The organism is Phaeobacter sp. SYSU ZJ3003 (assembly GCF_041300735.1).
Taxonomy (GTDB): domain Bacteria; phylum Pseudomonadota; class Alphaproteobacteria; order Rhodobacterales; family Rhodobacteraceae; genus Phycobacter; species Phycobacter gallaeciensis_A.
Window position 1 is genome coordinate 17,176 of the sequence record NZ_PXNU01000037.1, and the last position, 26,133, is coordinate 43,308.

Below are 26,133 nucleotides of genomic sequence, written 5' to 3' on the forward strand. Positions count from 1 at the left end.
CCGATTGCATTTATCACGCTGCCCTGCGATGGTTCTGCATATGTCGATCCAGAACCATCGCATGACAGTCCTTTGGCGCAAACTCTGGCCCTATGCCGCCGCCGTGGCGGGGCTGCTGTTCTGTTTCTATCCGGCCTACTTGGTTGAATGGTCCTACGCTTTTGCGGAAGAACACGGATGCACCCTGAACGAAGGGGGAAGGTATCCTTGTATCGTAGACGGGATTGATCACGGCACGGAGCTCTACAATGCCTATGCCTCCGGCTGGTATCTGCTCTTCACCCTTCCTTTTGCAGTTGGGATTGCTGCATATCTCCTGCTCCTCGTCATACGCGATGTAAGTCGCTGGGTTTCTGTACTGCGTTCAAAGGAGAGCTAGCCAACAGCGACAGCACTGGAACCTCTGGCCAAAGGCCGAGGAAGCGCATAGAACCGCTGCCAGAAGTAAAGGGCCTAGATCTCATGCTGAAAACCCGCATCATCCCCTGTCTCGATGTCGCCGATGGCCGCGTGGTCAAGGGCGTGAACTTCGTCGGCCTGCGCGATGCGGGCGATCCCGTGGAGGCGGCCAAGGCCTATGATGCGGCGGGCGCTGACGAGATCTGTTTCCTCGACATCCACGCCACCCATGAAAACCGCGGCACCATGTTCGACATGGTGCGCCGCACCGCCGAGCAGTGCTTTGTGCCGCTCACCGTGGGCGGCGGTGTACGCACCAAGGAAGACGTGCGCGCGCTTCTGCTGGCCGGGGCCGACAAGGTCTCCTTCAACTCCGCCGCCGTTGCCAACCCCGATGTGGTGGCCGAGGCCGCCGCGCAATTCGGCAGCCAGTGCATCGTGGTGGCGATCGACGCAAAGACCGTCGCCCCCGGCAAATGGGAGATCTTCACCCATGGCGGGCGCCGCGAAACCGGTATCGACGCGGTGGAGTTTGCCAAGACAGTTGTGGCCAAGGGCGCAGGCGAGATCCTGCTGACCTCGATGGACCGCGACGGCACCAAATCCGGCTTCAACCTGCCCCTGACCCGCGCGATCTCGGACGCGGTGGATGTGCCGGTGATCGCCTCGGGCGGGGTCGGCACACTTGACCACCTTGTCGAAGGTGTCACCAAGGGCGGCGCCTCGGCGGTGCTGGCCGCTTCGATCTTCCACTTCGGCGAATATACCATCCAGGAGGCCAAGGAGCACATGGCCGCCGCCGGTATCCCGATGCGCCTCGGCTGAGAAAGGCTCACCGCCATGACCCTGCTGCACGACCTCGAAACCACCATCCAATCCCGCAAGGGCGCGGACCCTAGCAGCTCCTGGACCGCAAAACTCCTGTCCAAGGGGCCCGAGAAATGCGCCGAAAAATTCGGTGAGGAAGCCATCGAGGCCATCATCGAAGCCGTAAAGGACAACAAGGCAAAGCTCGCCAGCGAAGGCGCCGATGTGCTTTATCATTTTCTGGTAATGCTTGCCGCCCGCGATGTGGCGCTGGACGAGGTCCTTGCCGTTCTGGCCGAACGTCAGGGCCTGAGCGGCATCGCAGAAAAAGCCGCCCGCCCAAAAGGCTAACCCCTGCTCCTCCAGACCCCCGCTCTGATCCGGGTCAAGGGCCGCGCCAGCGGCCGCGCAAGGCGCGGTTCACCCTTGAGGCGGAACAGATCGGATAACACTCGCCATGGCGCTTCAGGGCAGACCTGCCCCTGAAGCGCCTCTCAGCGGATCCTTTGCCGCCGCGCGTCAGCGCGGCGCCCGGCCCAACGGGAGCCTTCACATCTTTGATGTGACGCGCGACGGGCGGGAGCCCCCCAGCGCGCTACAGTTTCGACGAAATGATACCAGTGGCAAACCCGCCCATGCGGAGTTCGCCGAACAGGCGCTGGTATTCGATCTTGGGGCAGCGGTTCTGAATCACGTCAACGCCGCGCGCCTCGGCCTTGGCGGCGGCCTCGGCGTTCTCGACGCCGATCTGCATCCAGATGGTCTGAAGATCCGGGAACAGCTCGAGCGCCTCATCCACAATGGGTGGCACCGCTTCGGAGCGGCGGAAGATATCGACCATATGCACCGGTTCATCGATCTCTGACAGGCTGGCGCGCACGGTGGCGCCGAACAGCCGCTTGCCCGCGTGGCCGGGATTGACCGGAATCACCCGGTAGCCCTTTAGGCCAAGGTAGCGTGCCACATAGTAGCTGGGGCGCACAGAATTCATCGACACCCCCACCACCGCGATGGTCCGGGTCCGTTTCAAAATCTTGCGCAAAAGGTCGTCGCTATAGCTGGTCATGGCCAGACCCTACTGTGCTGCCGCCGCGTGGAAAAGCCAAATTCGCGGCATTGGGCGACGGAAAACCGACGGCAATAACGAACCGGCCAGTGAGCACATCGGCATCCCCAAAAAGAAAAAAGCGCCCGGAAGGGATCCCGGGCGCGAGGTATGGAACGAGGGACAGTGAAAAAGGTCTACGGATGTTCCGTTCCGCAGCCCTGAATTATATGTGGGGCTTCGGGACAGGCTTTTAAAGGGGCCCGATGTTTGGAAGGGTTTTGCAGGGGCTTTGAAGGGCTTACGTCACCAAATGTCGCCGCAGATCCCTTTACTCGGGGTGCAAGGCAGCGGGCCAATGGGCGTCGGCTTCGGCGATCAGCTGCGCCGCCTGTGCCCGCCACCGCGTCAGCGCCCCCTCATTGTTCAAAAGGAACAGCCGCCCGTCCACGATCACCCACAGTTGCGGGTCCCCGGCCTTCAACACGCCCCGCGCCATGGCAGAGGCGCAATAGCCACCGAACATCGGTGCATAGGCACGCGGGTTCATTTCAAACCGGATCTGATTGCTTTGAGACGCGAAACGCCAGATGACACCTTTCCACACAACGGAATAGCGTGCCTGCCCCGCCACGGCCTCTCCGACGTCGAAAAAGGCCACCGTGTCATAACCGCCAAGCGCCACCCCTTCGCGCGCCGCAAACAGGGGCGAATCCGCCAGCGCGCCCCGGGGCGGGACGGACAACAGGACGGCAGCAACCAGAACGAACAGGCGCAGAAACAAGAGACGACTCCACAGGATCAATTTGAGATGACCCAATTCTGCCCCATGCGTATCAGGCTGAACAGGCGTGTTACGAATAAGTGAACGCCGTGTGTCTGCGGCCACAGGGCCGGTCTGATCTCATTCGGAAAGGCGTCGGGTACCCCCCACCAGCCTGACTCAGTCGAAAATATCCTCGATCACGTCAAATGCCTCAGACAACACTTTTTGAAACATGCTTTTGCGTTTCTTGCGCGGCTTGCTCTTCTTCGGCTTATAGGCGGGTTTCACCGGCGCAGGCTGGTGCGAAATCTTGGACCGCGACGCGGGCACAGCCGTCGCCGGGGTTTTGGCGCCCTTGCCCGGCGCCAGTGGCCGGGCCTTTTGCGCTGAAAGCGGCGCCCCGCAGGTTCCGCATATCAGCGTGGACATGCCGCGCCCGCCCGGCACAAAGGACGATTGAACGCCGCAGTAACAACAACTGAGGATCTTACCTCCGGAAATGCTGGAATGTGCGATGCCTGCCTCCTGTCTGCTTAGGATCTTTCTCTGGAAGCATATAGGGCGATTGCCGCAGCATTTGAGACGTTGAGCGATCCGAATCCCCCGGCAAAGTCGATTTTCACCAGCTGATCCACGGTTTCCTTGGTCTTTTGCCGCAGCCCCGGCCCCTCGGCGCCGAGCACCAGCGCCACTGGGCGGTCCTTGCGCCCTTCCAGCGCCTGTTCGATGGTCTGCTCTGCCTCGCCATCGAGGCCCAGCACCAGAAAGCCCATATTCTGCAGTTCGGTGATGGTATCCGAGAGGTTGCGCATCCGCAGATAGGGCTGACGTTCCAGCGCGCCGCTGGCGGTTTTCGCCAGAGCGCCGGTTTCGGGCGCCGAGTGATGGCGGGTGCCGATCACGGCGCTGGCGCCCAGCACCTCGGCCGAACGTAGAATCGCGCCAACGTTATGCGGGTCAGTCACCCGGTCCAGCAGCAGAACCCGCGGCACTTCGGCGCCGATGCAGTTTTCCGCAAGACTGCCCCAGTTGAGCGGTTTCACCTCCAGCGCCGCGCCCTGGTGCACCGAATTGGGATCCAGCGGCGCGTTGAACTTGCGCGGATCGACCACCTCGGGTTCGATCCTGGCAGCCGCGATGGCCTCTTCCAGCTTGTTCTGGGCATTCAGCGTCACAATCAGCCGCAGTTTCTCACGGCGCGGGTTCATCAGCGCATCGCGCACCGCGTGCAGGCCAAACAGCCAGACGGTTTCGCTCGCGCCTGCCTTCTTGGCCTGTTCCTTTTCGATGACCCACTGGGGTTTCTTGGTGGGTTTCTTCGACATTGCTCTCTCCGACAAAAGGAATTTCAGGCCAGCGCAGAAAACTTGGTATTTTCCTGTTGACGCCCGTTGGTGCCGCTAGTAATCACGCCTCCACGTTAGGTGCAACACTCACCTGACAGTGGGCGACAGGCCGCAAGGTGTGGCAGGGGACTGTAACTCCCTCGCGGAGACGCACGCCTGGTTCGATTCCAGGGTCGCCCACCATCTTCCTCCTAGAAATAATTGATATTTTCATCGGGAATGATGGTGGCATCCGCCCGTGTCGGGTCTAGGTCTCCCAATACAGCACTCCCCATCGCTTCAGCTCTGGCAGCCGGTTTTGCCCCGTTTCCAGCCTCATATTCCCCTTCCCCTGCCCCCATAACGGGCACCTGTTTCGGGTCAGATTCCCCTAAAGGCCCCGCCCCCGGCAGGATGCAAAAAGACCCGGTACAGGACCGGGTCAATCTTCAAAAATCACTGATATCCGGCAGCGGAGACCGCGCCCTGAGGCGTCACTCTGCCGGGGTTTTGACCGCCTGCATCACCCAGGCCTCCAGCGCATCAAGATCGGCCTCAGCCGCCTCTGCCATACCGCCGGAGAAATCCTTGAAAGCCTCCACATTCATCCGGTTGACGCCAGAAACGACCGGGATCCCCATGGCGAGCGCCTCGCCAATGACGGGGCGCATGCCGCGGCCATCGGCCTCGTGCTTACCGAACTTGTTGACCAGAAGCACCTGCGGTGCGGGCGTCTGAGCAAGGCTCTCAGTGACCTGCCCTACCGCCTGCTCCAGCGCACCGGGGTTCAAGCGGCAGCCGCGGGCCTCTGGCCCCAGAGACTGGGAAATGCGGATCACCTCATCCCCCGGCAGCACCCGCACATCCATGTCGCAGAGCTTGTCATCATAGCATTCGGTATTGGTCTGGACGATTCCCGCCAGACGCAGCCCGCGCGTCTGCAAACGCTCGGCCAGCGCGGTCAGCAGCCGGTCGGTGGCGCCGCGTTCAGTGGTCATGACATAGGCCAGGCTCATCGGGAGACCTCACTTGGTTGTGGTTCTGTTCAGCGAAACAGATCCTAGCGCGGTTTCAGGGAGTGGGCCAGAGGGGCATTTGCCGCGCCACCAGAGGGGCAGCGCGGCAAGAAAAGGTGACTTAGAGACCCAGCGCGTGGCGGCGTTCCTCGGCAAAGCCTTGCACGATCCGGTCGGCAATCAGCGCCAGAATCGCCATCGCCGCGCCAGCAGAGATGCCCAGCCCCACATCCGCCTGCCCCAGCGCGAGGTAGATCGACTGACCCAGACCGGTGGTGCCGATCAGCGCTGCGATCACCAGCATGGCAAAGGCATAAAGGATGGTCTGATTGAGCCCCAGAAGGATGGTCGGCGCCGCGTAGGGCGCCCGCACATCGCGCATCATCTGCCAGCGGGTCGCGCCCGAAGCGGTCGCGGCCTCGATCATCTCGGCGGGTGTCTCGGTCAGACCATGACGAGTATAGCGGATCATCGGCACGATGGCATAGGCCATGATGGCGAGGAAGGCCGAGAACTCGCCAATCTGGAACACCATCAGCACCGGGATCAGGAAGACAAACAGCGGGATCGTCTGCAGCATATCGCAGATCGGGCGCACCACGCGCCAGACCATGGGCGAGGCTGCCGAAGCAAGGCCGATGGCACCGCCAAGAACCGCGCAGGCAAAGACCGAGGCACCTGAGAGGTAAAGCGACAGAAGCGCCCGTTCCCACAGGCCAGACAACAGGATCGTTATCAACAGAACCACAGACAGCGCCGCCAGACGCACGCCGCCTGCAACAAAGGACAAAGCCCCTACCCCGACCAGCACAAAGGGCCAGGGAAGCTGCGAAATTCCCGTTTCCAGCATGCCCGTGGCGATCAGGATCACCACACCCAGCGTCAGCTTGCCGCGATAGGCACAGTACAATCCTGCAACGGCGCCTGCAGCAAAGAGCGCAAGGCTCATCCCCGTGGTCCAGACAAAGCCCCAGGTGAAAGGCAGCACCGCCTGGTCAAGCCCGATCCGCAGCGGCAGCAGCACGTAGAACATCACGCCGTTCTTGACGCTGGTCAGCAGCTCGGCATTGGCACTTGTAAAGGCCGACAGGCCCGCGTCGACACGATCCGCCGTACTGTCGAACAGCGCATAGTCGCCCGGATGCTGCAGCTGGCCGTAAAAGGCCAGACTGACGATTGCGCCGAGCACAAGGATTGCCAGCGACACGCGCCCGTCATAGCTGCGGCGCCTTTCATCGGCGAGCGTGCCGCTCATCCGGTCGATCAGGATGGCAAAGATCACGATCACAAAACCGGCCAGCAGGCTGGCACCGAACTGCGCCTTGCGCATGGTCAGCAGCACTTCCCAGCCGATGTCGTCAAAACCCCCGATAACGGCAGCGATGATCACCATCGATAGGGCCGCCATCAGGCATTGGTTGACACCCACCATGATCTGGGTGGCAGCGGCGGGGATTTCCACCTGAAACAGCTGCTGCATGCGGGTGCCACCAGCCATCACGGCGGCTTCCTTGATTTCCGGTTCGATCCGCTCCAGCCCCAGCATCACGTTGCGGGCCATCGGCGGCGCCGCATAGATGGCCGAGGCGATCAGCCCCACCACCGGACCAAAGCCGAAAAGCACCAAGAGGGGCGTCAGATAGGCAAAGGTCGGCACCGTCTGCATCACGTCCAGGAGCGCCTGAACCGGCGCCCGCACCCGAGGGTATTCATTGGCCAGCACGCCAATGGCACCGCCAACCAGCAGCGCCAGCGGCACCGAGACCGAGACCAGCGCCAGCGTGTTCATGCTTTCGGGCCAGTAACCCGAGGCGAGCACAGCACCCAGCCCCACCGCAGCCATCAGCGCCATCGCCAGCCCCCCAAGGCGCCAGCCCAGCGCCACCGTGGCCGCGATCAGCAATGGCCAGGGCGTTTCGCTCAAGATCCAGCCTGCGGCCTCCATCGGATAGGCCATCAGGGCAGAAAACATTCGGGCTGCCGGTTTGATCAGGGCCAGAAAACTCTCCATCCCGCTGCCGACCCAATCGGTCGCGGGAAGCACCCAGCCTTTGGGGAATGAAACAAGCCAGGGCGCGACGCCTTCCAGCGCCAGACACAGAATGCCCACCACCAGCGCGATCAGCGCGGCGCGGCTGCCTTTGCTGAGCGTCATCATGCCGCCGGATCCACCTGCAGGGCCGCCGCCAGATCTGCCGGGTTCACCACGCCCAGCAGCGCGCCATTTTCGTCACGCACCGGCACGGGTTCATACAGCTCCATGCAGCGCGCCAGCGCCGCATCCAGCGTCATGTCGCGGCGCAAACCCGGATCGTCGGGGCCATGGGACAGATCCCCGCCAGTTTGCATGACCGAGGCCACATGAGCGTGCTGCCCCTTCGCGACATCCTTGGAGAATTCACGCACGTAATCATCCACCGGGTTCAGCACGATGTCCGAAGGTGTACCGATCTGCACGATCTTGCCATCGCGCATGATGGCGATGCGGTCGGCCAGCTTCAGCGCCTCATTGATGTCATGGGTGATAAAGACGATTGTGGTTTTCAGCTTGGCCTGAATGTCGAGGAATTCATCCTGCAACTGGCGGCGGATCAGCGGATCCAGAGCCGAAAACGGTTCATCCAGGAACCAGACGGAACAATCCGCCACGAGGGATCGCGCGATGCCGACCCGCTGGCGCTGCCCGCCGGACAGTTCGCGTGGGAAATTCTTTTCGCGCCCGCCAAGGCCGACCAGTTCGATCACCTGCTGCGCCTTCGCCAGCCGGTCCTTCTTGCGCATCCCCTGCACCCTCAGCGGATAGGCGACATTTTCGGCCACGCTCATATGCGGGAACAGGCCGAAGTGCTGGAACACCATGCCCAGCTTGTTTCGGCGCAGCTCGATCAGCCGTTTCGGGCTGGCGGTGCGGATGTTTTCGCCGTCGATCAGAATATCGCCGCCGGTGCCCGGCAAGAGCTGCGAGATACAGCGGATCAGCGTCGACTTTCCCGACCCGCTGAGCCCCATGATGACGAACAACTCGCCCTCTTTCACTTCGAATGTGGCGTCCTGCACCGCGGGCGTCAGCCCCTTGGCGCGCAGCGCCGCGGCAGCCTCTTCGGCAGATTGAGTTTCAGACAGCGCCTGTTTCAGAGCACTGTCCGCATGGGCGCCGAACACCTGCCAGACATTCTGGCAGGTGATGGCTGGTGTCGACGTGTCACTCACGGCGCTTTGGCTCACTTCAGCGCGGCGTCCACGACCGGACGCCACTTGTCCTCATTGGCCGCCATCCAGTCGGCAACCACTTCCTCGACGCTGCCACCATCAACGTCGATGGCGCCCATCATCGGCTGCTGGTCTTCAACGGCCAACGTGTAGGACGACAGGATCTCATGCGCTGCGGGCCAGGTTTCGGCCAGACCGGACCAACCCGCCTTGAAGATGCGCGAGGGGGCAAAATCGCAATCGTTGACCGCGTTGGGGTTCGGGCCCCATGCCGGATCGGTAAAGCAGGCCTCTTCGCCCTCGGGCAGGTCGACGAACTGCACGTCATAGGCGGACATCGCCCAATGGGGTTGCCAGAAGGTGATCAGCAGCGGCGTCTTGCGCTCGGTCGCGGCGCGCAGCTCGACGATCAGCGCGGCCTCGGAACCCGCGGGAACCGCCTTGAAAGGCAGATCAAGACCGGCCATGCGGTCGGCCCCGGGGGTGCCCCAGTCGGCCGGGTAATCCACCAGACGGCCCTGCGGCAGGGTTTCGGCAGTGGCGAACTGCGGCGCGCAGGCCTTCAGCGCCTCCCATGCGGGCAGACCCGGGCACAGCTCAGCCACATGGGCGGGGTAAGCAATGCCTTCCTTGGCGTCGAGTTCCAGATCACCCAGTTCCTCGACGGTGCCTTCGGCGACCTTCTTGGCATATTCGTCCGATACGTTGGAGGACCAGATTTCCAGCGTCGCGTGGATGTCACCATCCGCGATCGCCTGGAACTGGTTCATCATGCCGGCCGAGACATATTCGACCTTGTAGCCCGCAGCCTTCAGCATCTCACCAGCGATGTGAGTGGTGACGTGCTGGCCAGTCCATTCGTTGACTGCCAGTTTGATCGGCGTGTCCACCGCACCCAGATCAGCCGCTGCCGCGGCACCGGAAAGCATGGCAGAAGCGCCCAGCGCCAGTGCAAAAGAAGTTGATTTCATGGATGTCATCCCCGTTCTGTGGGCGCATCAGGCGGACCCGAAGTCCCGCGCCCTTATGTGATTGTGGTCGTCTGGTGTCGCGGACTGCGCAGCCCATCGGCCGTCATCTGCCGTTTCGCCACCGCCGGTCCAAGCCGCTCATCTCCGCGTATTGATGATCCAGTGTGACCGCCTACAGGACAAGGTTTTGCCTTTAATACGACCATTTGTCGAGCATTCACGGCGCTGCCGACGCATTTTCTTGATTTTCCATTTAAATTTTTGGATGGAAATTCAATTTTGAGACCGGATACCCCGTACCTCCGCCTGGCGATGCACGCCTCAGAAAGAATCAGGGGCGGCACAGATGATCGGTCGCCCCTTTCTAGTTTCAGGTTGTTACAGCACCCGCGCAAGCCGCAGCATCGCTGCAGTCACCGTGCTCAGCTGTTCTGGCGTGCTGATAAATGGCGGCATCGTATAGATGTTATGACCAAAGGGACGCAGGAACACGCCGGTGTCCGGCGCCAGCGCATGGGCTTCATCAGCGGACACCGGATGATCCATCTCGATCACGCCAATCGCCCCCAGAACCCGCACATCCCGCACCCCTGGCAGGTCGCGCGCCGGGGCCAGCTCTGCCAGCATCTGCGCCGCGATATCTGCAATGCGCCCCCGCCAATCCTGCCCGGTCAGCACATCGATCGCAGCGCAGGCAGCAGCGCAGGCCAGTGGATTGGCCATATAGGTCGGTCCATGCATGAAGATACCGGGATTGCCGCCACCGATGCCTTCCGCCACCCGGTCATTGGTCAACGTCACCGCAAAGGAAATATGCCCACCTGTCAGCCCCTTGCCGAGGCACAGGATATCCGGCTCAACCGAACAGAAATCGGTGGCGAACATCTGTCCGGTGCGGGCAAAGCCAGTGGCGATCTCATCAAAGATCAACAGGACGCCGAATTCATCGCAGAGCGCCCGCGCCTGGCTGAGGTACTCGGGGTGGTAGAAATACATGCCCCCCGTACCCTGCACCACCGGCTCCAGAATAAACCCAGCGATGCGGTCCTGCCCGGCCTCCAGCACCCGGCGCAATTCGCCGAGGCCGTTTTGCTCGGGGTCCGGGTTCCAGTCCTGCCCCATCGCCACCGGCGGGCGAGAGACGAAATGCTGAACGCTGAGCGCGCCCTGAAACAGGTGATGCATGCCGGTGTCGGGATCGCAGACGCTCATCGCCTTCCAGGTGTCCCCGTGATAGCCCGAGCGCACGGTGGCAAATTCGCTGCGCCCCGGTTGCCCCATGGCGTGCTGGTATTGCACCGCCATCTTCATCGCCACCTCGACCGAGACCGAGCCGCTGTCGCAGTAAAAGATCCGCTGCAGGCTGTCCGGCGTGATTTCCAGCAGCCGCCGTCCCAGCTCCACCGCCGGCTCATGGGTTAACCCGCCGAACATCACATGTGGCAGGGTGTCGATCTGTGCCTTCATGGCCGCCGTGATCACCGGATGCCGGTGCCCGTGCATCATGCACCACCACGAGGACATGGCGTCGATCAGACGGGTGCCGTCCTCCAGCGTGATATGGACGCCTTCCGCTTCCTTTACCAGAAAGGTCCGGCCGGGTTTGGTGACATTGGTATAGGGGTGCCAGAGGTGTTTCTTGTCAAACTCCAGCGGGGTCAGCGGCGGGGTCATCGGGATGTCCTTCCTTCAGGTCAGCGCCATGCGGATGGTGGCAAGGTCGACATGCGCGGCGCAGGCCTCGGCCAGCGTCACCGGGGTCAGCGGATCCAGATGCGGCAGCCGTCCCAGATGCGGCACCTGCCCGAACTGGCAGATGGTGTCCTCCACCTCGGGTTCGGGATCGCCACTGAACAGCACGCCGACGACAGGGCATCCCAGATCCTTGAGCGCCATCAGCGAGAGCAGCGAATGGTTGATCGTGCCGAGCCGTGTCGCCGCGCAAAGCACCACAGGCGCACGCCAATGGGCAAAGAGATCGAGAAACAGCTCACGCCGGTTCAGCGGCACCATGACGCCGCCGGCACCCTCGACGACCAGGGTGCCCGCGCCTTCGGGCAAGGCCAGCTCCGCCAGCGAGATTTCCACCCCCTCAGCCTCGGCCGACAGATGCGGCGAAGCAGGCAGCTGCAGCCTGTATGCTTCGGGCAGAACCTGGCGCCCGGTCATGCGCGCCACGAACGCGCTGTCGGTTTCCTCCTCAAGGCCGGACTGAACTGGCTTCCAGTAACTGGCGCCAAGCGCCTGCACCAGCGCCGCCGATATCACCGATTTGCCGATCCCGGTGTCGGTCCCCGTGACAACCAATGTGCGGCTCATGGGCGCCGCTCCAGCACCTGTGCCAGATCGGTGAACATCTCCGTCACCACCGATTTTGAGGTGTTGAGCGTGATGGAGACCCGCAGCCGCGAGGTGCCCGCAGGCACCGTGGGCGGGCGAATGCCGCGAATGTCATAACCAAGCGCCTGCAGATCCGAGGCCAGCTGCATCGTGCGCCCGTCCCCGCCTGTGATCACTGGTAGGATCTGACAGGCAAAGCCGGTCAGACCGCACAGGCGCGCAGCCTCGGCATGGGCATGATCAATCACCTCCCAGGCACGGTCGATGCGCGACGCATCCTGCTGCAGCAGAGCCAGCGATGCCCGCACCAGCGCGGCATTGAGCGGTGATGGCGCGGTGGCAAAGATGAAAATCCGCCCCTTGTTGATCAGCATGTCGATCAGCACCTTCGGCGCGCAGATCAGCGCGCCCGAGGCGCCCAGCGCCTTCCCGCAGGTGTGCAAGCTGATGACGTTGGGCCGATGCGCGATGTCATGCGCCAGCCCGCAGCCCTGCGGTCCGAACAGGCCGGTGGCATGAGCCTCGTCCACCACCAGAACTCCGCCGGACGCGTCGGCCAGCGCCATCAGCTCGGTCAGTGGCGCCAGATCGCCATCCATTGAATAGACCGCCTCGACCGCGATCCAGACCTGCCCGATGCCGCCCGCCGCGCGCCAGTCAGAGATCACCCGCGCCGCATCAGCCACATCGTTATGGGCAAAGTTTTGCGTTTCGGCCCGGCCCAGCCGCATCCCTTCTCGGACGCTGGCGTGAATCAGATCGTCATATAGCACCAGATCGCCGCGCTGTGGCAGGGTCGCGAAGATCGCCACATTGGCGTTGAAACCGCCACCCATGAACAACGCCGCCTCACTGCCGAAAAAGGCCGCCGCCTCTTCCTCAAGCTGCTGATGTTCGCTGTCATTGCCGCGCAGCAGGCGGGAACCGCCGGCACCGACGGGCACACCCCGCTGCAACGCCGCCATCGCGGCGGCGCGCATTTCATCGCTGGCCGCAAGCCCAAGATAATCGTTCGATGAAAAATCATGCCCGGCCCGCGGGATCAGGCGGCGATAGCGGTCCTGATCCGCAAGAGATGTGAGCAGCGCCTGTTGACGCGGAAACAGAGCCGTGGCGGGATCAGCGGTGGGGTCGGCTGCGGCGATATTCATTCGCCCGCCTCGCCAATCCGCCCTTCGCAATGGGCAGCCATGGCCACCAGACCCAGCCGGTCGAACAGCTGCTGGTCCTGGTCTTCCTCGGGGTTGTCCGCTGTCAGCAACGTTTCCCCGACAAAGATCGAATTGGCCCCAGCAAAGAAACACATCGCCTGCAGCTCATCGCTCATGTCGGTGCGGCCTGCCGACAGGCGCACATGGCTGTTCGGCATCAGGATCCGGGCCAGCGCGATGGTGCGGACGAATTCGATCGGGTCGAGTTTCTGGACGTCTGCCAGTGGCGTGTCGGCAATCGGGATCAGCATGTTCACCGGCACCGAATCCGGGTGTTCATCCAGCGTTGCCAGAGCAAGCAGCATGTCGATCCGGTCCATCTGCTCTTCGCCCATGCCGACGATGCCGCCCGCGCAGACCTTGATCCCCGCCTCGCGCACCCGATTCAGGGTCTCGATCCGGTCGGCGAATGTGCGGGTGGTGATGATCTCGGAATAGTAACGTTCAGAGGTGTCGATATTGTGGTTGTAGTAATCCAGCCCCGCATCTCGCAAGCGGAACACCTGATCCTCCTCCAGCATGCCAAGGGTCATGCAGGTCTCCATCCCCAGTTCCCGGACCCCATAGATCATCGCCTCCAGCGCCGCCATGTCGCGCTCTTTCGGGCTGCGCCAGGCCGCCCCCATGCAGTAGCGTGTAGCGCCTGCGTCCCGGGCCTTTTTCGCCTCGGCGATCACCCGCTCCACCTCGATCAGCTTGCTGGCAGAGAGTTTTGCACCATTGCGCGCGGATTGGCTGCAATAGGCGCAATCCTCGGGGCAGCCGCCGGTCTTGATGCTCAGAAGCTTGGATTTCTGTACCTGATTGGGGTCGAACGCCTGGCGATGCACGGACTGCGCCTGAAACAACAAATCCATGAAGGGCTGATTATAGATTTTCTCAGCTTCGGTACGTGTCCAGTCGGTTCTGATCGGCGCAGAATCCAGCATCTGGGACCTCCCATTTCTATTTATAGATTATTTATCCAAGGCCACCGCCCCGCTTGATTTTTTATAGATAATTTAGACTGACAAATACAAGCCCCGGACTGTTGATTTTCGAAACGGGATTATTTCGTTATATTTCAGAAACTTAATACAATCCATTCAACGAAAGACGCGACTGAAGAAACCCTCTTGACGGCGCGGGGGCAGCTCCCCTAGGTGTGAAAGCACGCAGGGGAGTCCCGCCACGGGGACTGAGAGGCTGACAGGACGGGAACACTTCCGGCCGGTGACGCGACCCTTAGAACCTGACCCAGTTGACACTGGCGTAGGAAGCTAGGATGCGCGTCGTTGCGGCCCCGTACAGGTCCAATTCCGCGCTGCCCGAACCGAACGGTAGGTACGACCGTTCCGCGTTTCCCCGTCCAAACCTCATCTGGTGTCTTTTCCGAGTTTTGGCTTCGAGGAGCACCGCATGCCCCATCAGAATTCCACGATCGCGCCCAGCGTGACCACCGGCCCGCTGCCCGCATCGCGCAAGATCTACGTCTCCGGCGACATCCACCCTGAGATCCGCGTGCCAATGCGCGAAATCGCAACCCACCCCACCGCGGGCGAGGCGCCGCTGCCGGTCTACGACAGCTCCGGCCCCTATACCGATCCCGATCACACCACCGACATCCGCCAAGGCCTGCCCGCCCTGCGCCGGGACTGGATCCTGACGCGCGCCGATGTGGAGGAATACCAGGGCCGCAATGTAAAGCCCGAGGACAACGGATTTGTCGAAGGCGACCGGCTGACACCGGAATTCCCTCAGCGCCCGGCCCCGCTGCGCGCCACGGGCGACAGGGCGGTGACGCAGCTGGCCTATGCCCGCGCCGGGATCATCACGCCCGAGATGGAATATATCGCCATCCGCGAGAACCAGTTGCGCGAGACCTCGCCCTGTCATCGCGATGGCAATGATTTCGGCGCCAATATTCCCGACTACGTGACGCCCGAATTCGTCCGCCAGGAGGTCGCCGAAGGCCGCGCCATCATTCCAGCGAACATCAACCACCCCGAGCTGGAGCCGATGATCATCGGCCGTAATTTCAAGGTGAAAATCAACGCCAATATGGGCACCTCAGCGGTGACCTCCTCGATGGAGGAGGAAGTGGACAAGCTGGTCTGGGCGATCCGCTGGGGCGCCGATACGGTGATGGATCTCTCCACGGGGCGCAACATCCACAACACCCGCGAATGGATCATCCGCAACTCTCCCGTGCCCATCGGCACGGTGCCGATCTATCAAGCGCTGGAAAAGGTGAACGGCATTGCCGAGGACCTGACCTGGGAGGTGTTCCGCGACACGCTGATCGAACAGGCCGAACAGGGCGTCGATTATTTCACCATCCACGCCGGTGTGCGGCTTCACATGGTGCCGATGACCGTCAACCGCGTCACCGGGATCGTGTCGCGCGGCGGCTCGATCATGGCGAAATGGTGCCTGCATCACCACAAGGAAAGCTTCCTTTACGAGCATTTCGAGGAGATCTGCGACATCTGCCGCCGGTATGATGTCTCCTTCTCCCTTGGCGACGGGCTGCGCCCCGGATCGATCGCCGATGCCAATGACGAGGCGCAATTTGCCGAGCTGGAAACCCTGGGTGAGCTGACCAAGATCGCCTGGGCCAAGGATTGCCAGGTGATGATCGAGGGGCCGGGCCACGTCGCCATGCACAAGATCAAGGAGAACATGGACAAGCAGCTGGAGTGCTGCCACGAGGCGCCATTTTACACGCTTGGCCCGCTCACCACAGATATCGCACCGGGCTATGACCACATCACCTCTGGCATTGGCGCCGCGATGATCGGCTGGTTCGGCTGCGCCATGCTCTGCTACGTGACGCCCAAGGAACACCTGGGCCTGCCGGACCGCGATGATGTGAAAACCGGCGTGATCACTTACAAGATCGCCGCCCATGCCGCCGATCTGGCAAAGGGCCTTCCCGGCGCCCAGCGGCGCGATGATGCGCTGTCCCGCGCCCGGTTCGAATTCCGCTGGGAAGATCAGTTCAACCTCTCGCTCGACCCGGAAACAGCGCGGGATTTCCATGACGCCACCCTGCCGAAACAGGCGCATAAGGTGGCGCATTTCTGCTCCATGTGCGGGCCGAAGTTCTGCTCCATGCGGATCAGCCACGACATCCGTGCCGAGGCGCAGAAGGAAGGCATGGAGGCGATGGCCGCCAAATTCCGCGAAGGCGGCGACCTATACGTGCCCGTAAAAGACACTGAGGACGCGGGGGCATGATCACCATCGCAGGCGCGGGCCTTGCCGGGCTCGCCGCCGCGCATGAGCTGGCCCGGCGCGGAGCCGAGGTGACGCTTTATGAACGCAGCGCCCACATCGGTGCCGATAGCGTTTCGCGTTATGCCGGCGGCATGCTCGCGCCCTGGTGCGAGGGCGAAAGCGCCGAGAAGGAGGTGATCACCCTCGGCAGCCGCGCCCTCGACTGGTGGGCCCGGATCACCCCGGTGACCCGGCGCGGCACGCTGGTGTTGGCACCCGCCCGAGACCGCGCCGAGCTGACCCGTTTTGCCCGGCGCACCCGCGCACATGTACCGGTCGATGAGACGCAGATCGCCGCGTTGGAGCCGGAACTGGCAGGCCGGTTCCGCGCCGGGCTGCATTTCACGGAAGAGGGCCATCTGGACCCGCGCCGCGCGATCCGGGATCTGGCAGCCCGGGTACAGGAGATGGCCGTGACCCTGCACCGCGGCACACCGGCGCCGTCGCGGGTCACGCTTGATTGCACCGGGATGGCTGCGCCCCTACCGGGCCTGCGCCCGGTGCGCGGCGAGATGGCGATCCTGCACGCGCCCGGGGTGGAGATCAGCCGCACCCTGCGGCTTTTGCACCCGCGCAGCCCCATCTACCTGGTGCCGCGCGCCGATCACCATTTCATGCTGGGCGCCACCATGATCGAAAGCAGCGCCAGTGGCCCACCCACCCTGCGCGCCCTCAGCGAGCTGATGAATGCGGCCTATGCGCTGCACCCCGGCTTGGCCGAAGCGGCGGTGGTGGAGATCGGCGCAGGACTGCGCCCAGCCTTTGCCGACAACCTGCCGGATCTGATGTGGCAGGACGGCACCCTGTACCTCAACGGCCTGTACCGACACGGCTTTCTTCTGGCGCCCGCCATGGCCGCGCGCGCTGCAGACATTCTGATTCCGGAGACTAGTGATGCAGATCATCGTGAACGCAGATCCGCGTGACATCCGCGCCACCACCCTCGCTGCCGCGCTGAAGGAGATGGGCTTTACCAGTCCGGCGATTGCCACCGCACTCAACGGGCAATTTATCTCGCGCGCCAAACGCGATGACACCAGGCTAACGGCGGGCGACCGACTGGAAGTCCTCGCCCCGATGCAGGGGGGCTAAGCGATGCGCCTTTATGATGTCGACCTTTCCTCGCGGCTCTTGCTGGGCACCGCGCAATACCCCTCGCCTCAGGTCCTGACCGAGGCGGTGCAGGCCAGCGGCAGCGAGGTGCTGACCGTCTCCCTACGCCGTGAAACCGCAGCGGGATCGGGCGCAGGGTTCTGGGACATGCTGCGCCAGACCGGCGCGCGTATCCTGCCCAACACCGCCGGATGCCACACCGCCCGCGACGCCGTGACCACCGCCCAGATGGCGCGGGAAATCTTCGACACCCCCTGGATCAAGCTGGAGGTGATCGGCCATGGCGATACGCTGCAACCGGATATCTTTGCCCTGGTCGAGGCCGCGCGGATCCTGTCCGAGGATGGCTTTCAGGTCTTCCCCTACACAACCGAGGATCTGGTTGTCGCCGAACGGCTTGTCGATGCGGGCTGCGAGGTGCTGATGCCCTGGGGGGCGCCGATCGGTTCTGGTCAGGGGTTGCGCAATCCAGACGGGCTGCGTGCCATGAGGGCGCATTTCCCGGAGGTGCCGCTGATCGTCGATGCCGGGATCGGGCGGCCATCGGATGCGGCGGAAGCTATGGAGCTGGGCATGGATGCGGTCCTCTTGAACACCGCAGTTGCCAAGGCGGGCGACCCTGTGGCTATGGCCCGCGCAATGGATCTGGCCATACGGGCCGGGCGGGCTGGGTTCGAAGCGCAGCCAATGGAGCCGCGTGACATGGCGGTGCCTTCGACGCCGGTCCTTGGTCTTGCAGAGTTGATGTGATGGAACGTTTTTACCTGATTGTCGGCCACGTCGGCCGACTAGAGCTACTAGTGCCCCACGGGGTGAAACTGGTGCAGCTACGCATAAAGAACCAGACGGATGCAGAAGTGCGCCGCCAGATCGCCCGCGCCCGCGACATCTGCGCCGTGCATGGCGCGCAGCTGGTGGTCAACGATTACTGGCAGGCGGCGCTGGATCTCAACTGCTCCTTTGTGCACCTCGGACAAGAGGACATGGAGGCGGCCGATTTTGCCGCCCTGCGCCGCGCGGGCGTGCACTATGGGCTTTCAACCCATGACGAGGCAGAGCTGGATCGCGCCCTATCCCATGATCCGGCCTATGTGGCGCTGGGGCCGGTCTACCCGACCCTGCTGAAACAGATGAAATGGGATCCGCAGGGATTGGAGCGGGTGACCCGCTGGAAGTGCCTTGCCGGTAATACTCCGCTGGTGGCCATCGGAGGGCTGACGCCCGAGCGTCTGCCGGGTGTCTTTGCTGCGGGGGCCGACAGCGCCGCCGTGGTCACAGATATCCAACAGGCCCCCGACCCCGAAGCCCGCACCCGGGAATGGATCAGGGCCTGCGCATCATGAGCCAGACCGCAAGATATGCCCGCCAGATCGCCCTGCCCGAGGTCGGCGCCGAGGGACAGGCGCGGCTTTCGGCGGCGCATGTGCTGGTGGTGGGCGCCGGGGGGCTTGGCTGCCCGGCGCTGAGCTATCTGGCCGGGGCTGGTGTGGGCGAAATCACCCTGATGGACCCCGATGTGGTGGAGGAAAGCAACCTGCACCGCCAACCGCTGTTCGATATGCGGGATCTCGGTACGCCAAAGGTAGAGGCAGCCCGCCACCACCTACTACGGGCGCATCCGGATCTGCGGCTGCATGCAGATCCGCACGCACTCGACCCGCTCAACGCGCCCGCCACGGTGGCACAGGCCGATCTGGTGGTAGATGCCGCCGACAGTGTCGCCGCCTCCTATATCCTGTCCGATTGCTGCAAGGCGCAGAGTACGCCGCTGATTTCCGCCTCGGCGCTGGGACAATCCGGCTATGTCGGTGGTTTTTGCGGCGACGCGCCATCCCTGCGGGCGGTCTTTCCCGATCCCCCGGCCAGCGGCGCCACCTGCGCCAGCGCCGGGATCATGGGGCCGGTGGTGGGCAGCATTGGCGCACTTCAGGCGCAGATGACGTTGAAGGCGCTCTTGGGACATGCGCCCTCACCACTGGGGCAGTTGATCACGCTAGACATGGCGACGCTGACCCCCGGCGGCTTCCGCTTTGACGAAGCGGAAGAGCCGGAAATCGCCCTGCCCTTCATCGCCGCAGCCAACATCCAGCCAGAAGATCAAGTGGTCGAGCTGCGCGATCCGTCCGAGGCATCAGCGCCGGTGACACCGCAGGCCCTGCGCCTGCTGCCACAGAATATTCTGAGTGCCGACCTGCCAGACGACTGCCGGATCGTCCTGTGCTGTCACAGCGGGTTGCGGGCCTGGAGCGCCGCCCGCTGCCTGCAACAGCGCGGCTACAAAAATCTGGCGCTGCTGGCAGCGGGTGCCACGTGATCGAGCCGGGAACTCCGCGCATTCTGGTGATTGCAGGCACGGATTCCAGTGGCGGCGCGGGCCTCACCCGGGACACGGCAATGGCGCAGCGGCTGGGCTGCAGCGTGGCGCCGGTGGTCACAGCCGTCACCGCCCAGACCAGCACCGCACTCACGTCGCTCTGGCCCGTACCGCCCGAAGATATCGCAGCGCAAATCACCGCTGCGCTGCGTGAGGCTCCTGTTCAGGCGATCAAGATCGGCATGCTGGGCACCTCCGAAGCTGCCCGCGCGGTCGCCGAGTTGCTACCGCCAGAGATGCCGGTGGTTCTGGACCCGGTACTGAAGACGTCTTCCGGAGGGACGCTCGGCGACCTGATCTGCCTAGCGCCGTTGCTCCGACGTGTGACGCTGCTGACGCCAAACCTGCAGGAAAGCGCATCCCTGTCCGGGCAGCCCGTGAGCGCGGCGCTGCCTGATCTGCAACTACAAGCGAAGATCCTTATGGGCTGGAATGGAAAAACGGATCCAGCTGGATCCTCAGTGCAGGTCGCCCATACTTCGGGGCCAAACGCAGTTCTAATTAAGGGTGGCCACGCGAAGGGAGCAATCAGCACCGACCATCTGTTTCAACCGGGGCGGCACAATGCATATCACGCCCCGCGCCTGCCCCACGGCCACCGGGGCACCGGCTGCGCGCTGGCTACGGCCATCGCCTGCCAGCTGGCCCAGGGGCACGCCCTTGAGGAAGCCTGCGCACGGGCCAAGACGGCGTTGACCGAATGGCTGGTCCAGCAGCAAATCGATTAAGAGCATGGGAAGCGGCGGCCCGATCCGGCGCTATCCGACCCGCACTTCTTCGGCCTCCGGCATGCGGGCCATCTGCAAAGTGGCCAGCGTCTGGAGAAGGACAGCCTTGCGGATCGGTTTCTGCAGGAAATGATCCATTCCCGCCTCCAGACATTCTGTGCGGTGGCTGTCAAAGGCATTGGCAGTCAGCGCTACGATCACCGGTTGCGGGCCGACCAGAGCGCGGATTTCCCTTGTCGCCTCGACCCCGTCCAGTTCAGGCATGGACATGTCCATCAGCACGAAATCCGGCATTTGCTCCCGGCAGAGATCAACTGCTTTGCGGCCATTTTCGGCCTCGACGCACTCAACAGGAAGCCCGGCGAAATATTTCTGGATCAGCAGCCGGTTGGTCCGGTTGTCCTCAGCCAGCACGATCCGGGCGCCGGTCAGAACCTCGGTTGCCACCGCAGGAGCGGTTTCCGTTTTCTGCTGAGCCGCTGGGGTTTGTTCCGGCTCCAGTTGGACTTCGAGCCGGAAACAGGAGCCCTGCCCGGCGGCTTGTTTCGGCTGAAGCGAAATGGTGCCGCCCATCCGCTCGGCTAGGATGCTGGAGATGGTCAGGCCAAGGCCGGTTCCCCCAAAGGCACGGGTGGTGGCCGCGTCCGCCTGCGCAAAACGGTCAAAGATATGCTCGGCCTGGCTTTCGGAAATGCCGATCCCGGTATCCTCGACCTCAACCACGAGCCGGTAGGGCGACTCCGGATCACTGGTGACACGCACGACAACCCCGCCCTGTGCCGTGAACTTGACCGCGTTGCCCACAAGATTGACCAGGATCTGGCGCAAGCGACCATCGTCACCGCGCATGCGCTGCGGCAGGGTTTCGTCGATCTCCACCTCAACCGTCAGCCCCTTGCCGTTGGCTTTGGGCCGCAAAAGGTTCACTGCCTGCACGATACAGCTGCGCAGATCGAAATCCGTCGGGGTTATGTCCAGCTTGCCGGCTTCAAGGCGCGAGAGATCAAGAATGTCGTTGATGATTTTCAGCAGAGCATTGGAGGAATCGCGGATGGTTTCCACATAAAGCTGCTCTTCATCTGGCAGTTCAGCCTCGGCCAGAAGATCCGCCATGCCAAGGATGCCATTCATCGGTGTGCGGATTTCATGGCTCATATTGGCGAGGAATTCCGATTTCGCCCGGTCCGCCTGTTCGGCGTTGAGCTTGGCCTCGTGTAGCTCGCTGTTGCGCTGGGTCAAAGCCCGGTTGGCACGGATCAGCTCTTCGCGCAGGTGCACATCGCCAGAGACATCCCAGTCGACCCCGATCATGCGCAGTCGCCCGGAGGCATCGGAGAAGGCGCAGCCCAGCGCCCGGATATGCTTTTGCTCGCCGTTCTCCAGCAAGATGCGGTATTCCGACAGGTAATTCTTGCCATCGTGCGTAGCGCGCCAGAAGGTTTCCACGGCTTGCTGGCAATCGTCCGGATGCAGGCACTTCTTCCACTCGGAGAAATTGATTTTCCCGTTCGGCGCCTCGATCCCATAAAGGTCGGACATGCGCCGATCCCAGATCAGTTCACCGGTCTCCGCGTCCAGCTCCCAGATGCCGATCTTGGAGGTCTCAACGGCAATCTCCAGACGCCGGGAAAGGGTTTCCAGATCCCGTTCACGGCGTTTGAGTTTCTCGATCGCGTGGCTGCGGGCATCGGCCATGCGGGTGGCAAGCGCGGTCGGGACCAGAACCAGAAGTCCGCCTACAAGCAGCAGCAGCCGCAGGGTCCAGAGATTGTCCGGCGTAACGTCCCAGCCGCCTTTGGGCGTGGCGGCCAGCACCCAGTTGCCTTCGGCTAGAGCGACATCGGTACGCACAGGGTCTTCATCCATCACCTGTTCGGAGCCAAAGAATTGCTCACCCGCCGCGCCCTTGCCGTCTTTTCCAAGGATCGCAATATCGAGGCCCAGATCCGGGTCGGTCAGACCAACGGTCTCGTATAACCCATCGGCACTGATGACTGCTGACAAAATACCCCAGAAGCGCAAGGGACCGTCCTGCGAGGTGAAAATAGGGAAGCGCGCCACGAAGGCCTCGCCGCCCTGTACCAATTTGACCGGTCCGGCCAGAACGATTTTGCCAGTATCGCGCGCCTGCTCAGCGGCCGCGCGCTGCGCTTTGTGCTGGTTGTAATCAAGGCCCAGCGCCGCCTCGTTGCCCTTCAGCGGGTGAATGAGAGAGATCACCAGATCCGGAGCCGCGGCAAGATGGGTAATCTGCCCGTCCCGCCCGATCATCTGCGCACTCAGATCGGAAAACCGCTGCTGTGTCATGTCCGGCTCGGTCGACATCACTGCAACCAGGCCCTGCACCAACTGAATATCGGCATTGAGCGCGCCCTCAAGCCGGGATCGGATCAACCCGACCTCGCTTTGCACATCCGCGCGCAGACGCTGGCTGTAGATGGTGGAGTTCTGCTGCTCGGCAAATATCGAGGCGCCGACTAGTACCACAATGGTCACAAGCACCGACAGGTAAGAGCGATTGGACACTCCCCTGGCCACACGGCGCAAATCTGCACGTGTATTGGAACTCACGACCATCAAAAGCCTCTTAAAATTGCAATGGGTGCCGCAAAACAACCGGCAATTCCCCTTATGGCCTTAAGTGGTTCAATAGCTCTTAACGGTAGAAATATAAACATCCCCGTTGCACCTTCACCCTACCCAACGGACGTCCGCTCTCCTTTTGGCGGTACGCCATCTGGCCGCCGCAACAGCACAGCCGCCCCCTGGGAGCAAGGACAATATGGCTGAACACGCGCTCCCATGCCGATAAAACCTGTGCAAAGTGACCCAAGGGAAACACCGACAAAAAATACAGTCCGCGGTCGCGTGCCGGAAGGAACGGTATTCCCGCAGTTGAATCAAATCCTTACCCGAGCGTTATCCATCCCCTTGCGAAAAACAACATATATGATTTTGAAAATTTGTACTTCCCCGCCTAACATATTCAAGAACCTGCAGGAGGAAGCGGGTTCGGAACTGTCGCAAGACAGGTTTAGGGAGGAAAAAAATCATGTCAAAAATCGTAACGCGCCGCGGCGCGCTGACAGGTCTTGCCGGTCTGGGTGCAGCGGGACTGGCCGCACCCCATATCGCAACGGCGGCGAGTCACACAAAAACCTGGAAGGTGCAGACATCCTGGCCGGGCGGTGCAGGTCTGCAGATCTTCAAGGACTGGTGCGGTAGCATCGTCGAAAAGACCGGCGGTGAGCTGGCCTTTCAACCCTTTGGCGCCAATGACGTCGTCGGGGACTTTCAGCTCTATGACGCGGTGAAGAATGGGGTTCTGGACGCGGTGAACCCCTTTACCATCTATGCCCAGGGCATCATCCCGGCGGCGGTGTTCCTGTCGTCCTTCCCGCTGGGACTGCGCAACCCGCATGAATATGACGTGTTCTACTATGGGCTTGGCGGCCTTGATATGGCGCGCGAGCTCTACAAGGCGCAGGGCATGCATTTCGTCGGCCCGATCCACCACGGCCCGAATATCATCCACTCCAAGGTGCCGATCCGCTCGATCGACGACTTCCGTGGCCGCAAGATGCGCCTGCCCGGTGGCATGGTCGCCGAGATCTTTACCGAGATCGGTGCCGAAACCACGGTTCTGCCCGGCTCGGAAATCTTCCCGGCGCTGGAGAAGGGTACCATCGACGTGGCCGACTACGTGGGTCCGGCGGTGAACTACTCGCTCGGCTTCAGCCAGGTCACCGACTATATCGTCATGGGTCCTCCGGGCTTCATGTCGCTCTACCAGCCGGTGGACATCATGGATCTGACCGTGGGCATGGAGAGCTGGAACGCGCTGTCGCCGCAGATGCAACAGTTCGTCGAAATGGAGACCCACGTCTATTCCGACATGCACCACGCTGCGATCCAGGCCGCCGACCAGGAAGCCTGGAAAAAGTTCGAGGCCGACGGAACCGAGGTTACCCGCCTCAGCCAGGACGATGTGGAGCTGATGACCGAGGTCGCCGTCCCGGTCTGGTACAAATACGCCAACCGCGACAAATCCAGCGCCCGCATCTTCAAGACCATCCTCGACTACATGCAGTCCGGCTCGCTTGGATATGTGGACCCGGCCCTGACCGAAGGCATGTCGCTGGATCTGTAATCAGACCCCAGGCGACGCTGACCAATGCGGACCCGCACATCGCGTGCGGGTCCGTTGCTCTGACCTCAAACAATCAAAAATAACGGGGGACCCCATGCCCAGCCTCGATGTCACCTTGCCCCATTGGGCCTATTGGGTGGGACTGATCGTCTTTCCGCTGGTGGCCATGGTCCTGGCCAGGCGGCCACGGACCGGCCCCAGCAAATATACCAACGCGCTTGGCTATTTCATTCTCGTGACCGGCGGCATGCTGGGTCTGCACCGGTTCTATCTGCGCAGCCTGATGGGCCTGGCCTTCATTCCGGTCTTCATTCTGATCCTGATCTCAAACTCCAACGGCCAGGAAGCCCGCAGCGTGCTGTCGGATGCCTCCAACGTGGTGCGTCAGGCGGAACGGACGCTGGAGCGCGAAACCGGCCGGATCGAAGCCGCCGAGGCGGACCTGCCCAAGATGCGCGCGGATCTGGCCGAGGCCGAAGAAGGCACCTTTGCCAAACGTCGCGCCGAAAAGAACATCGCCCGCGCCGAACAGCGGCTGAGTGACGGGCGCGAAAGGATCGCGCAGGCAACTGAGGATCTGAAAACCGCCACCCCCGCGCTGGAAGTGGCAGGCGACAATCTGGCCTTCTGGAACAAGGTGGGCGCCTATGCGCTTTATGTGCTGCTGGCGGCGATGCTGGTCGATGCAGTGCTGATGCCGGGTCTGGTGCGCCGCGCCAATCAGAACCTGCCCGAGGAGGAACCCGAAAGCGAAGCGGAAAGGGCCCTGCGGGAGCTGGAAGAATCTGAGCGGGTCGAGGATTCCAGCCATGTGTCGACGGGCTGGACCGGCTGGATCGACCGGACATCCCTGATGGCGGGTGAATTCGTCAGCTATTGGGCGGTAATCGCGGTCTTCGTCTATTACTTCGAAGTGATCAGCCGCTATGTCTTCGGCTCGCCCACCAACTGGGCACACGAGGCGATGTATCTGATGTTCGGCATGCAGTACCTGATTGCCGGCTCTTATGCGATGCTGACCGAGGCGCATGTACGCGTCGACATCTTCTATGCGCCACTCAGCCGTCCGAAACGGGCCTGGGCGGATCTGTTTACCTCGATCTTCTTCTTCATCTTCGCCTTCACCCTGCTCTTCACCGGCTACAAGTTCGCGCTGGACGCAAACGCGGTGGCGACCGGCAACGGGGTCATCTCGGAATGGGCGCGCGGCAATATCGGATTTGGTGAAATGCTGGGCAGCATGAGCCTGGCGCAATGGACCGATCCGAATATCCGCTGGGGCGAAATCAGCTTCAATGAATGGGAAATCCCGCTGTGGCCGATGAAATGGGTCATGGTGATCGGCGGCCTGCTGTTGGTTCTGCAGGGTATTTCCAAGCTTGCGCAGGACGTGCGCGCAATCGTGAAGGGGGCCTAAGAC

General features: G+C 62.5%; 25 protein-coding genes, 1 tRNA gene and 1 riboswitch. Of the genes, 13 read left to right on the top strand and 13 right to left on the bottom strand.

Annotation, left to right across the window (positions count from 1 at the left end; all coding sequences use genetic code 11):
• Positions 1–40 precede the first annotated feature (40 nt).
• The 3 genes from C6W91_RS14265 to C6W91_RS14275 all read left to right on the top strand — a co-directional run bounded on the left by C6W91_RS14265 (position 41) and on the right by C6W91_RS14275 (position 1,557).
• The gene (locus tag C6W91_RS14265; protein WP_274834975.1) at positions 41–379 is read left to right on the top strand and encodes a hypothetical protein; all 339 of its coding nucleotides are present in this window, start codon (positions 41–43) and stop codon (positions 377–379) included.
• Positions 380–462: 83 nt separating this feature from the next.
• Entirely contained in the window at positions 463–1,224 is a 762-nt protein-coding gene (hisF, locus tag C6W91_RS14270; RefSeq protein WP_274830045.1) for an imidazole glycerol phosphate synthase subunit HisF, read from the top strand.
• A 15-nt stretch (positions 1,225–1,239) separates the two neighbouring features.
• A complete protein-coding gene (locus tag C6W91_RS14275; RefSeq protein WP_274830046.1) occupies positions 1,240–1,557 on the top strand; it encodes a phosphoribosyl-ATP diphosphatase in 318 nt (105 codons plus the stop codon).
• 244 nt (positions 1,558–1,801) lie between these two features.
• On the opposite strand, the gene C6W91_RS14280 is transcribed toward C6W91_RS14275, so the two are convergent.
• From C6W91_RS14280 to rlmB, 4 genes are all read right to left on the bottom strand, one after another.
• Positions 1,802–2,272: a CoA-binding protein gene (locus C6W91_RS14280; protein WP_065273019.1), complete on the bottom strand. Its 471-nt coding sequence runs from the start codon at positions 2,270–2,272 to the stop codon at positions 1,802–1,804.
• 310 nt (positions 2,273–2,582) lie between these two features.
• Complete coding sequence (locus C6W91_RS14285) at positions 2,583–3,035, bottom strand: YHS domain-containing (seleno)protein (protein WP_065273018.1); 453 nt, start codon at positions 3,033–3,035, stop codon at positions 2,583–2,585.
• 159 nt (positions 3,036–3,194) lie between these two features.
• Positions 3,195–3,446, bottom strand: coding sequence for a hypothetical protein (locus C6W91_RS14290; RefSeq protein ID WP_274833000.1), 252 nt, complete (start codon positions 3,444–3,446; stop codon positions 3,195–3,197).
• Positions 3,447–3,550: 104 nt separating this feature from the next.
• On the bottom strand, positions 3,551–4,342 hold the full coding sequence (gene rlmB / locus C6W91_RS14295) for a 23S rRNA (guanosine(2251)-2'-O)-methyltransferase RlmB (RefSeq protein WP_370570957.1): 792 nt from the start codon (positions 4,340–4,342) through the stop codon (positions 3,551–3,553).
• Between the two features lie 120 nt (positions 4,343–4,462).
• Here rlmB and C6W91_RS14300 point away from each other — a divergent pair.
• A tRNA-Tyr gene (locus C6W91_RS14300) sits at positions 4,463–4,546 on the top strand.
• Between the two features lie 290 nt (positions 4,547–4,836).
• On the opposite strand, the gene C6W91_RS14305 is transcribed toward C6W91_RS14300, so the two are convergent.
• The 8 genes from C6W91_RS14305 to bioB all read right to left on the bottom strand — a co-directional run bounded on the left by C6W91_RS14305 (position 4,837) and on the right by bioB (position 14,019).
• Positions 4,837–5,358 (bottom strand): DUF2478 domain-containing protein, encoded by a 522-nt coding sequence (locus C6W91_RS14305; protein WP_274830050.1) that lies wholly within the window; start codon positions 5,356–5,358, stop codon positions 4,837–4,839.
• Positions 5,359–5,479: 121 nt separating this feature from the next.
• A complete protein-coding gene (locus tag C6W91_RS14310; protein WP_274837713.1) occupies positions 5,480–7,516 on the bottom strand; it encodes a proline/glycine betaine ABC transporter permease in 2,037 nt (678 codons plus the stop codon).
• Complete coding sequence (locus C6W91_RS14315) at positions 7,513–8,568, bottom strand: glycine betaine/L-proline ABC transporter ATP-binding protein (RefSeq protein ID WP_274830052.1); 1,056 nt, start codon at positions 8,566–8,568, stop codon at positions 7,513–7,515. Before C6W91_RS14315 ends, C6W91_RS14310 begins: the two co-directional genes overlap by 4 nt.
• A gap of 11 nt (positions 8,569–8,579) precedes the next feature.
• Positions 8,580–9,539, bottom strand: a complete 960-nt coding sequence (locus tag C6W91_RS14320) for an ABC transporter substrate-binding protein (protein WP_274837714.1) — start codon at positions 9,537–9,539, stop codon at positions 8,580–8,582.
• A gap of 378 nt (positions 9,540–9,917) precedes the next feature.
• Positions 9,918–11,213, bottom strand: coding sequence for an adenosylmethionine--8-amino-7-oxononanoate transaminase (gene bioA / locus C6W91_RS14325; RefSeq protein ID WP_368981499.1), 1,296 nt, complete (start codon positions 11,211–11,213; stop codon positions 9,918–9,920).
• Positions 11,214–11,228: 15 nt separating this feature from the next.
• Positions 11,229–11,858: a dethiobiotin synthase gene (bioD, locus tag C6W91_RS14330; protein ID WP_274837716.1), complete on the bottom strand. Its 630-nt coding sequence runs from the start codon at positions 11,856–11,858 to the stop codon at positions 11,229–11,231.
• Complete coding sequence (locus C6W91_RS14335) at positions 11,855–13,030, bottom strand: 8-amino-7-oxononanoate synthase (protein WP_274837717.1); 1,176 nt, start codon at positions 13,028–13,030, stop codon at positions 11,855–11,857. Before C6W91_RS14335 ends, bioD begins: the two co-directional genes overlap by 4 nt.
• Positions 13,027–14,019 (bottom strand): biotin synthase BioB, encoded by a 993-nt coding sequence (gene bioB / locus C6W91_RS14340; protein WP_274834986.1) that lies wholly within the window; start codon positions 14,017–14,019, stop codon positions 13,027–13,029. Before bioB ends, C6W91_RS14335 begins: the two co-directional genes overlap by 4 nt.
• 217 nt (positions 14,020–14,236) lie before the next feature.
• Positions 14,237–14,365, top strand: a riboswitch (TPP riboswitch).
• A 123-nt stretch (positions 14,366–14,488) separates the two neighbouring features.
• On the opposite strand from bioB, the gene thiC reads away from it, so the two are divergent.
• Genes thiC through C6W91_RS14375 form a run of 7 tightly spaced genes read left to right on the top strand, consistent with a single transcriptional unit; the run spans position 14,489 to position 20,563 of the window.
• Positions 14,489–16,309 carry a phosphomethylpyrimidine synthase ThiC gene (gene thiC, locus C6W91_RS14345; RefSeq protein ID WP_370570958.1) on the top strand — a complete coding sequence of 607 codons (1,821 nt, stop codon included), beginning with the start codon at positions 14,489–14,491 and terminating at the stop codon, positions 16,307–16,309.
• The gene (locus tag C6W91_RS14350; RefSeq protein ID WP_274834988.1) at positions 16,306–17,274 is read left to right on the top strand and encodes an FAD-dependent oxidoreductase; all 969 of its coding nucleotides are present in this window, start codon (positions 16,306–16,308) and stop codon (positions 17,272–17,274) included. The genes thiC and C6W91_RS14350 overlap by 4 nt, the downstream gene beginning before the upstream one ends.
• Positions 17,243–17,440 carry a sulfur carrier protein ThiS gene (thiS, locus tag C6W91_RS14355; RefSeq protein WP_274834989.1) on the top strand — a complete coding sequence of 66 codons (198 nt, stop codon included), beginning with the start codon at positions 17,243–17,245 and terminating at the stop codon, positions 17,438–17,440. Before C6W91_RS14350 ends, thiS begins: the two co-directional genes overlap by 32 nt.
• Before the next feature lie 3 nt (positions 17,441–17,443).
• A complete protein-coding gene (locus C6W91_RS14360; RefSeq protein WP_274834990.1) occupies positions 17,444–18,211 on the top strand; it encodes a thiazole synthase in 768 nt (255 codons plus the stop codon).
• Entirely contained in the window at positions 18,211–18,804 is a 594-nt protein-coding gene (locus tag C6W91_RS14365) for a thiamine phosphate synthase (RefSeq protein WP_274834991.1), read from the top strand. The genes C6W91_RS14360 and C6W91_RS14365 overlap by 1 nt, the downstream gene beginning before the upstream one ends.
• Positions 18,801–19,775 carry a HesA/MoeB/ThiF family protein gene (locus C6W91_RS14370; RefSeq protein ID WP_274834992.1) on the top strand — a complete coding sequence of 325 codons (975 nt, stop codon included), beginning with the start codon at positions 18,801–18,803 and terminating at the stop codon, positions 19,773–19,775. Before C6W91_RS14365 ends, C6W91_RS14370 begins: the two co-directional genes overlap by 4 nt.
• Positions 19,772–20,563 carry a hydroxymethylpyrimidine/phosphomethylpyrimidine kinase gene (locus C6W91_RS14375; protein WP_274837720.1) on the top strand — a complete coding sequence of 264 codons (792 nt, stop codon included), beginning with the start codon at positions 19,772–19,774 and terminating at the stop codon, positions 20,561–20,563. Before C6W91_RS14370 ends, C6W91_RS14375 begins: the two co-directional genes overlap by 4 nt.
• A 30-nt stretch (positions 20,564–20,593) precedes the next feature.
• On the opposite strand, the gene C6W91_RS14380 is transcribed toward C6W91_RS14375, so the two are convergent.
• Positions 20,594–23,089 carry an ATP-binding protein gene (locus tag C6W91_RS14380; protein ID WP_368981500.1) on the bottom strand — a complete coding sequence of 832 codons (2,496 nt, stop codon included), beginning with the start codon at positions 23,087–23,089 and terminating at the stop codon, positions 20,594–20,596.
• A 526-nt stretch (positions 23,090–23,615) separates the two neighbouring features.
• Between C6W91_RS14380 and dctP the strand changes: the two genes are divergently transcribed.
• Both dctP and C6W91_RS14390 read left to right on the top strand, forming a co-directional pair.
• Positions 23,616–24,713: a TRAP transporter substrate-binding protein DctP gene (gene dctP, locus C6W91_RS14385; protein ID WP_065273001.1), complete on the top strand. Its 1,098-nt coding sequence runs from the start codon at positions 23,616–23,618 to the stop codon at positions 24,711–24,713.
• Between the two features lie 94 nt (positions 24,714–24,807).
• Positions 24,808–26,130, top strand: a complete 1,323-nt coding sequence (locus C6W91_RS14390; RefSeq protein ID WP_274830066.1) for a TRAP transporter small permease subunit — start codon at positions 24,808–24,810, stop codon at positions 26,128–26,130.
• The last annotated feature ends 3 nt before the right edge of the window (positions 26,131–26,133 follow it).

What these genes read in the sequence shown, in the direction of transcription:
- C6W91_RS14365 (WP_274834991.1), top strand. Translation starts at nt 18,211, where the DNA reads ATGGAACGTTTTTACCTGATTGTCGGCCACGTCGGCCGACTAGAGCTA.
- thiS (WP_274834989.1), top strand. Translation starts at nt 17,243, where the DNA reads ATGCAGATCATCGTGAACGCAGATCCGCGTGACATCCGCGCCACCACC.
- C6W91_RS14390 (WP_274830066.1), top strand. Translation starts at nt 24,808, where the DNA reads ATGCCCAGCCTCGATGTCACCTTGCCCCATTGGGCCTATTGGGTGGGA.
- bioA (WP_368981499.1), bottom strand. Translation starts at nt 11,213, where the DNA reads ATGACCCCGCCGCTGACCCCGCTGGAGTTTGACAAGAAACACCTCTGG.
- C6W91_RS14360 (WP_274834990.1), top strand. Translation starts at nt 17,444, where the DNA reads ATGCGCCTTTATGATGTCGACCTTTCCTCGCGGCTCTTGCTGGGCACC.
- C6W91_RS14310 (WP_274837713.1), bottom strand. Translation starts at nt 7,516, where the DNA reads ATGATGACGCTCAGCAAAGGCAGCCGCGCCGCGCTGATCGCGCTGGTG.
- rlmB (WP_370570957.1), bottom strand. Translation starts at nt 4,342, where the DNA reads ATGTCGAAGAAACCCACCAAGAAACCCCAGTGGGTCATCGAAAAGGAA.
- C6W91_RS14265 (WP_274834975.1), top strand. Translation starts at nt 41, where the DNA reads ATGTCGATCCAGAACCATCGCATGACAGTCCTTTGGCGCAAACTCTGG.
- C6W91_RS14350 (WP_274834988.1), top strand. Translation starts at nt 16,306, where the DNA reads ATGATCACCATCGCAGGCGCGGGCCTTGCCGGGCTCGCCGCCGCGCAT.
- C6W91_RS14370 (WP_274834992.1), top strand. Translation starts at nt 18,801, where the DNA reads ATGAGCCAGACCGCAAGATATGCCCGCCAGATCGCCCTGCCCGAGGTC.
- C6W91_RS14305 (WP_274830050.1), bottom strand. Translation starts at nt 5,358, where the DNA reads ATGAGCCTGGCCTATGTCATGACCACTGAACGCGGCGCCACCGACCGG.
- C6W91_RS14290 (WP_274833000.1), bottom strand. Translation starts at nt 3,446, where the DNA reads ATGTCCACGCTGATATGCGGAACCTGCGGGGCGCCGCTTTCAGCGCAA.
- bioB (WP_274834986.1), bottom strand. Translation starts at nt 14,019, where the DNA reads ATGCTGGATTCTGCGCCGATCAGAACCGACTGGACACGTACCGAAGCT.
- C6W91_RS14275 (WP_274830046.1), top strand. Translation starts at nt 1,240, where the DNA reads ATGACCCTGCTGCACGACCTCGAAACCACCATCCAATCCCGCAAGGGC.
- thiC (WP_370570958.1), top strand. Translation starts at nt 14,489, where the DNA reads ATGCCCCATCAGAATTCCACGATCGCGCCCAGCGTGACCACCGGCCCG.
- dctP (WP_065273001.1), top strand. Translation starts at nt 23,616, where the DNA reads ATGTCAAAAATCGTAACGCGCCGCGGCGCGCTGACAGGTCTTGCCGGT.
- C6W91_RS14335 (WP_274837717.1), bottom strand. Translation starts at nt 13,030, where the DNA reads ATGAATATCGCCGCAGCCGACCCCACCGCTGATCCCGCCACGGCTCTG.
- C6W91_RS14280 (WP_065273019.1), bottom strand. Translation starts at nt 2,272, where the DNA reads ATGACCAGCTATAGCGACGACCTTTTGCGCAAGATTTTGAAACGGACC.
- hisF (WP_274830045.1), top strand. Translation starts at nt 463, where the DNA reads ATGCTGAAAACCCGCATCATCCCCTGTCTCGATGTCGCCGATGGCCGC.
- C6W91_RS14320 (WP_274837714.1), bottom strand. Translation starts at nt 9,539, where the DNA reads ATGAAATCAACTTCTTTTGCACTGGCGCTGGGCGCTTCTGCCATGCTT.
- bioD (WP_274837716.1), bottom strand. Translation starts at nt 11,858, where the DNA reads ATGAGCCGCACATTGGTTGTCACGGGGACCGACACCGGGATCGGCAAA.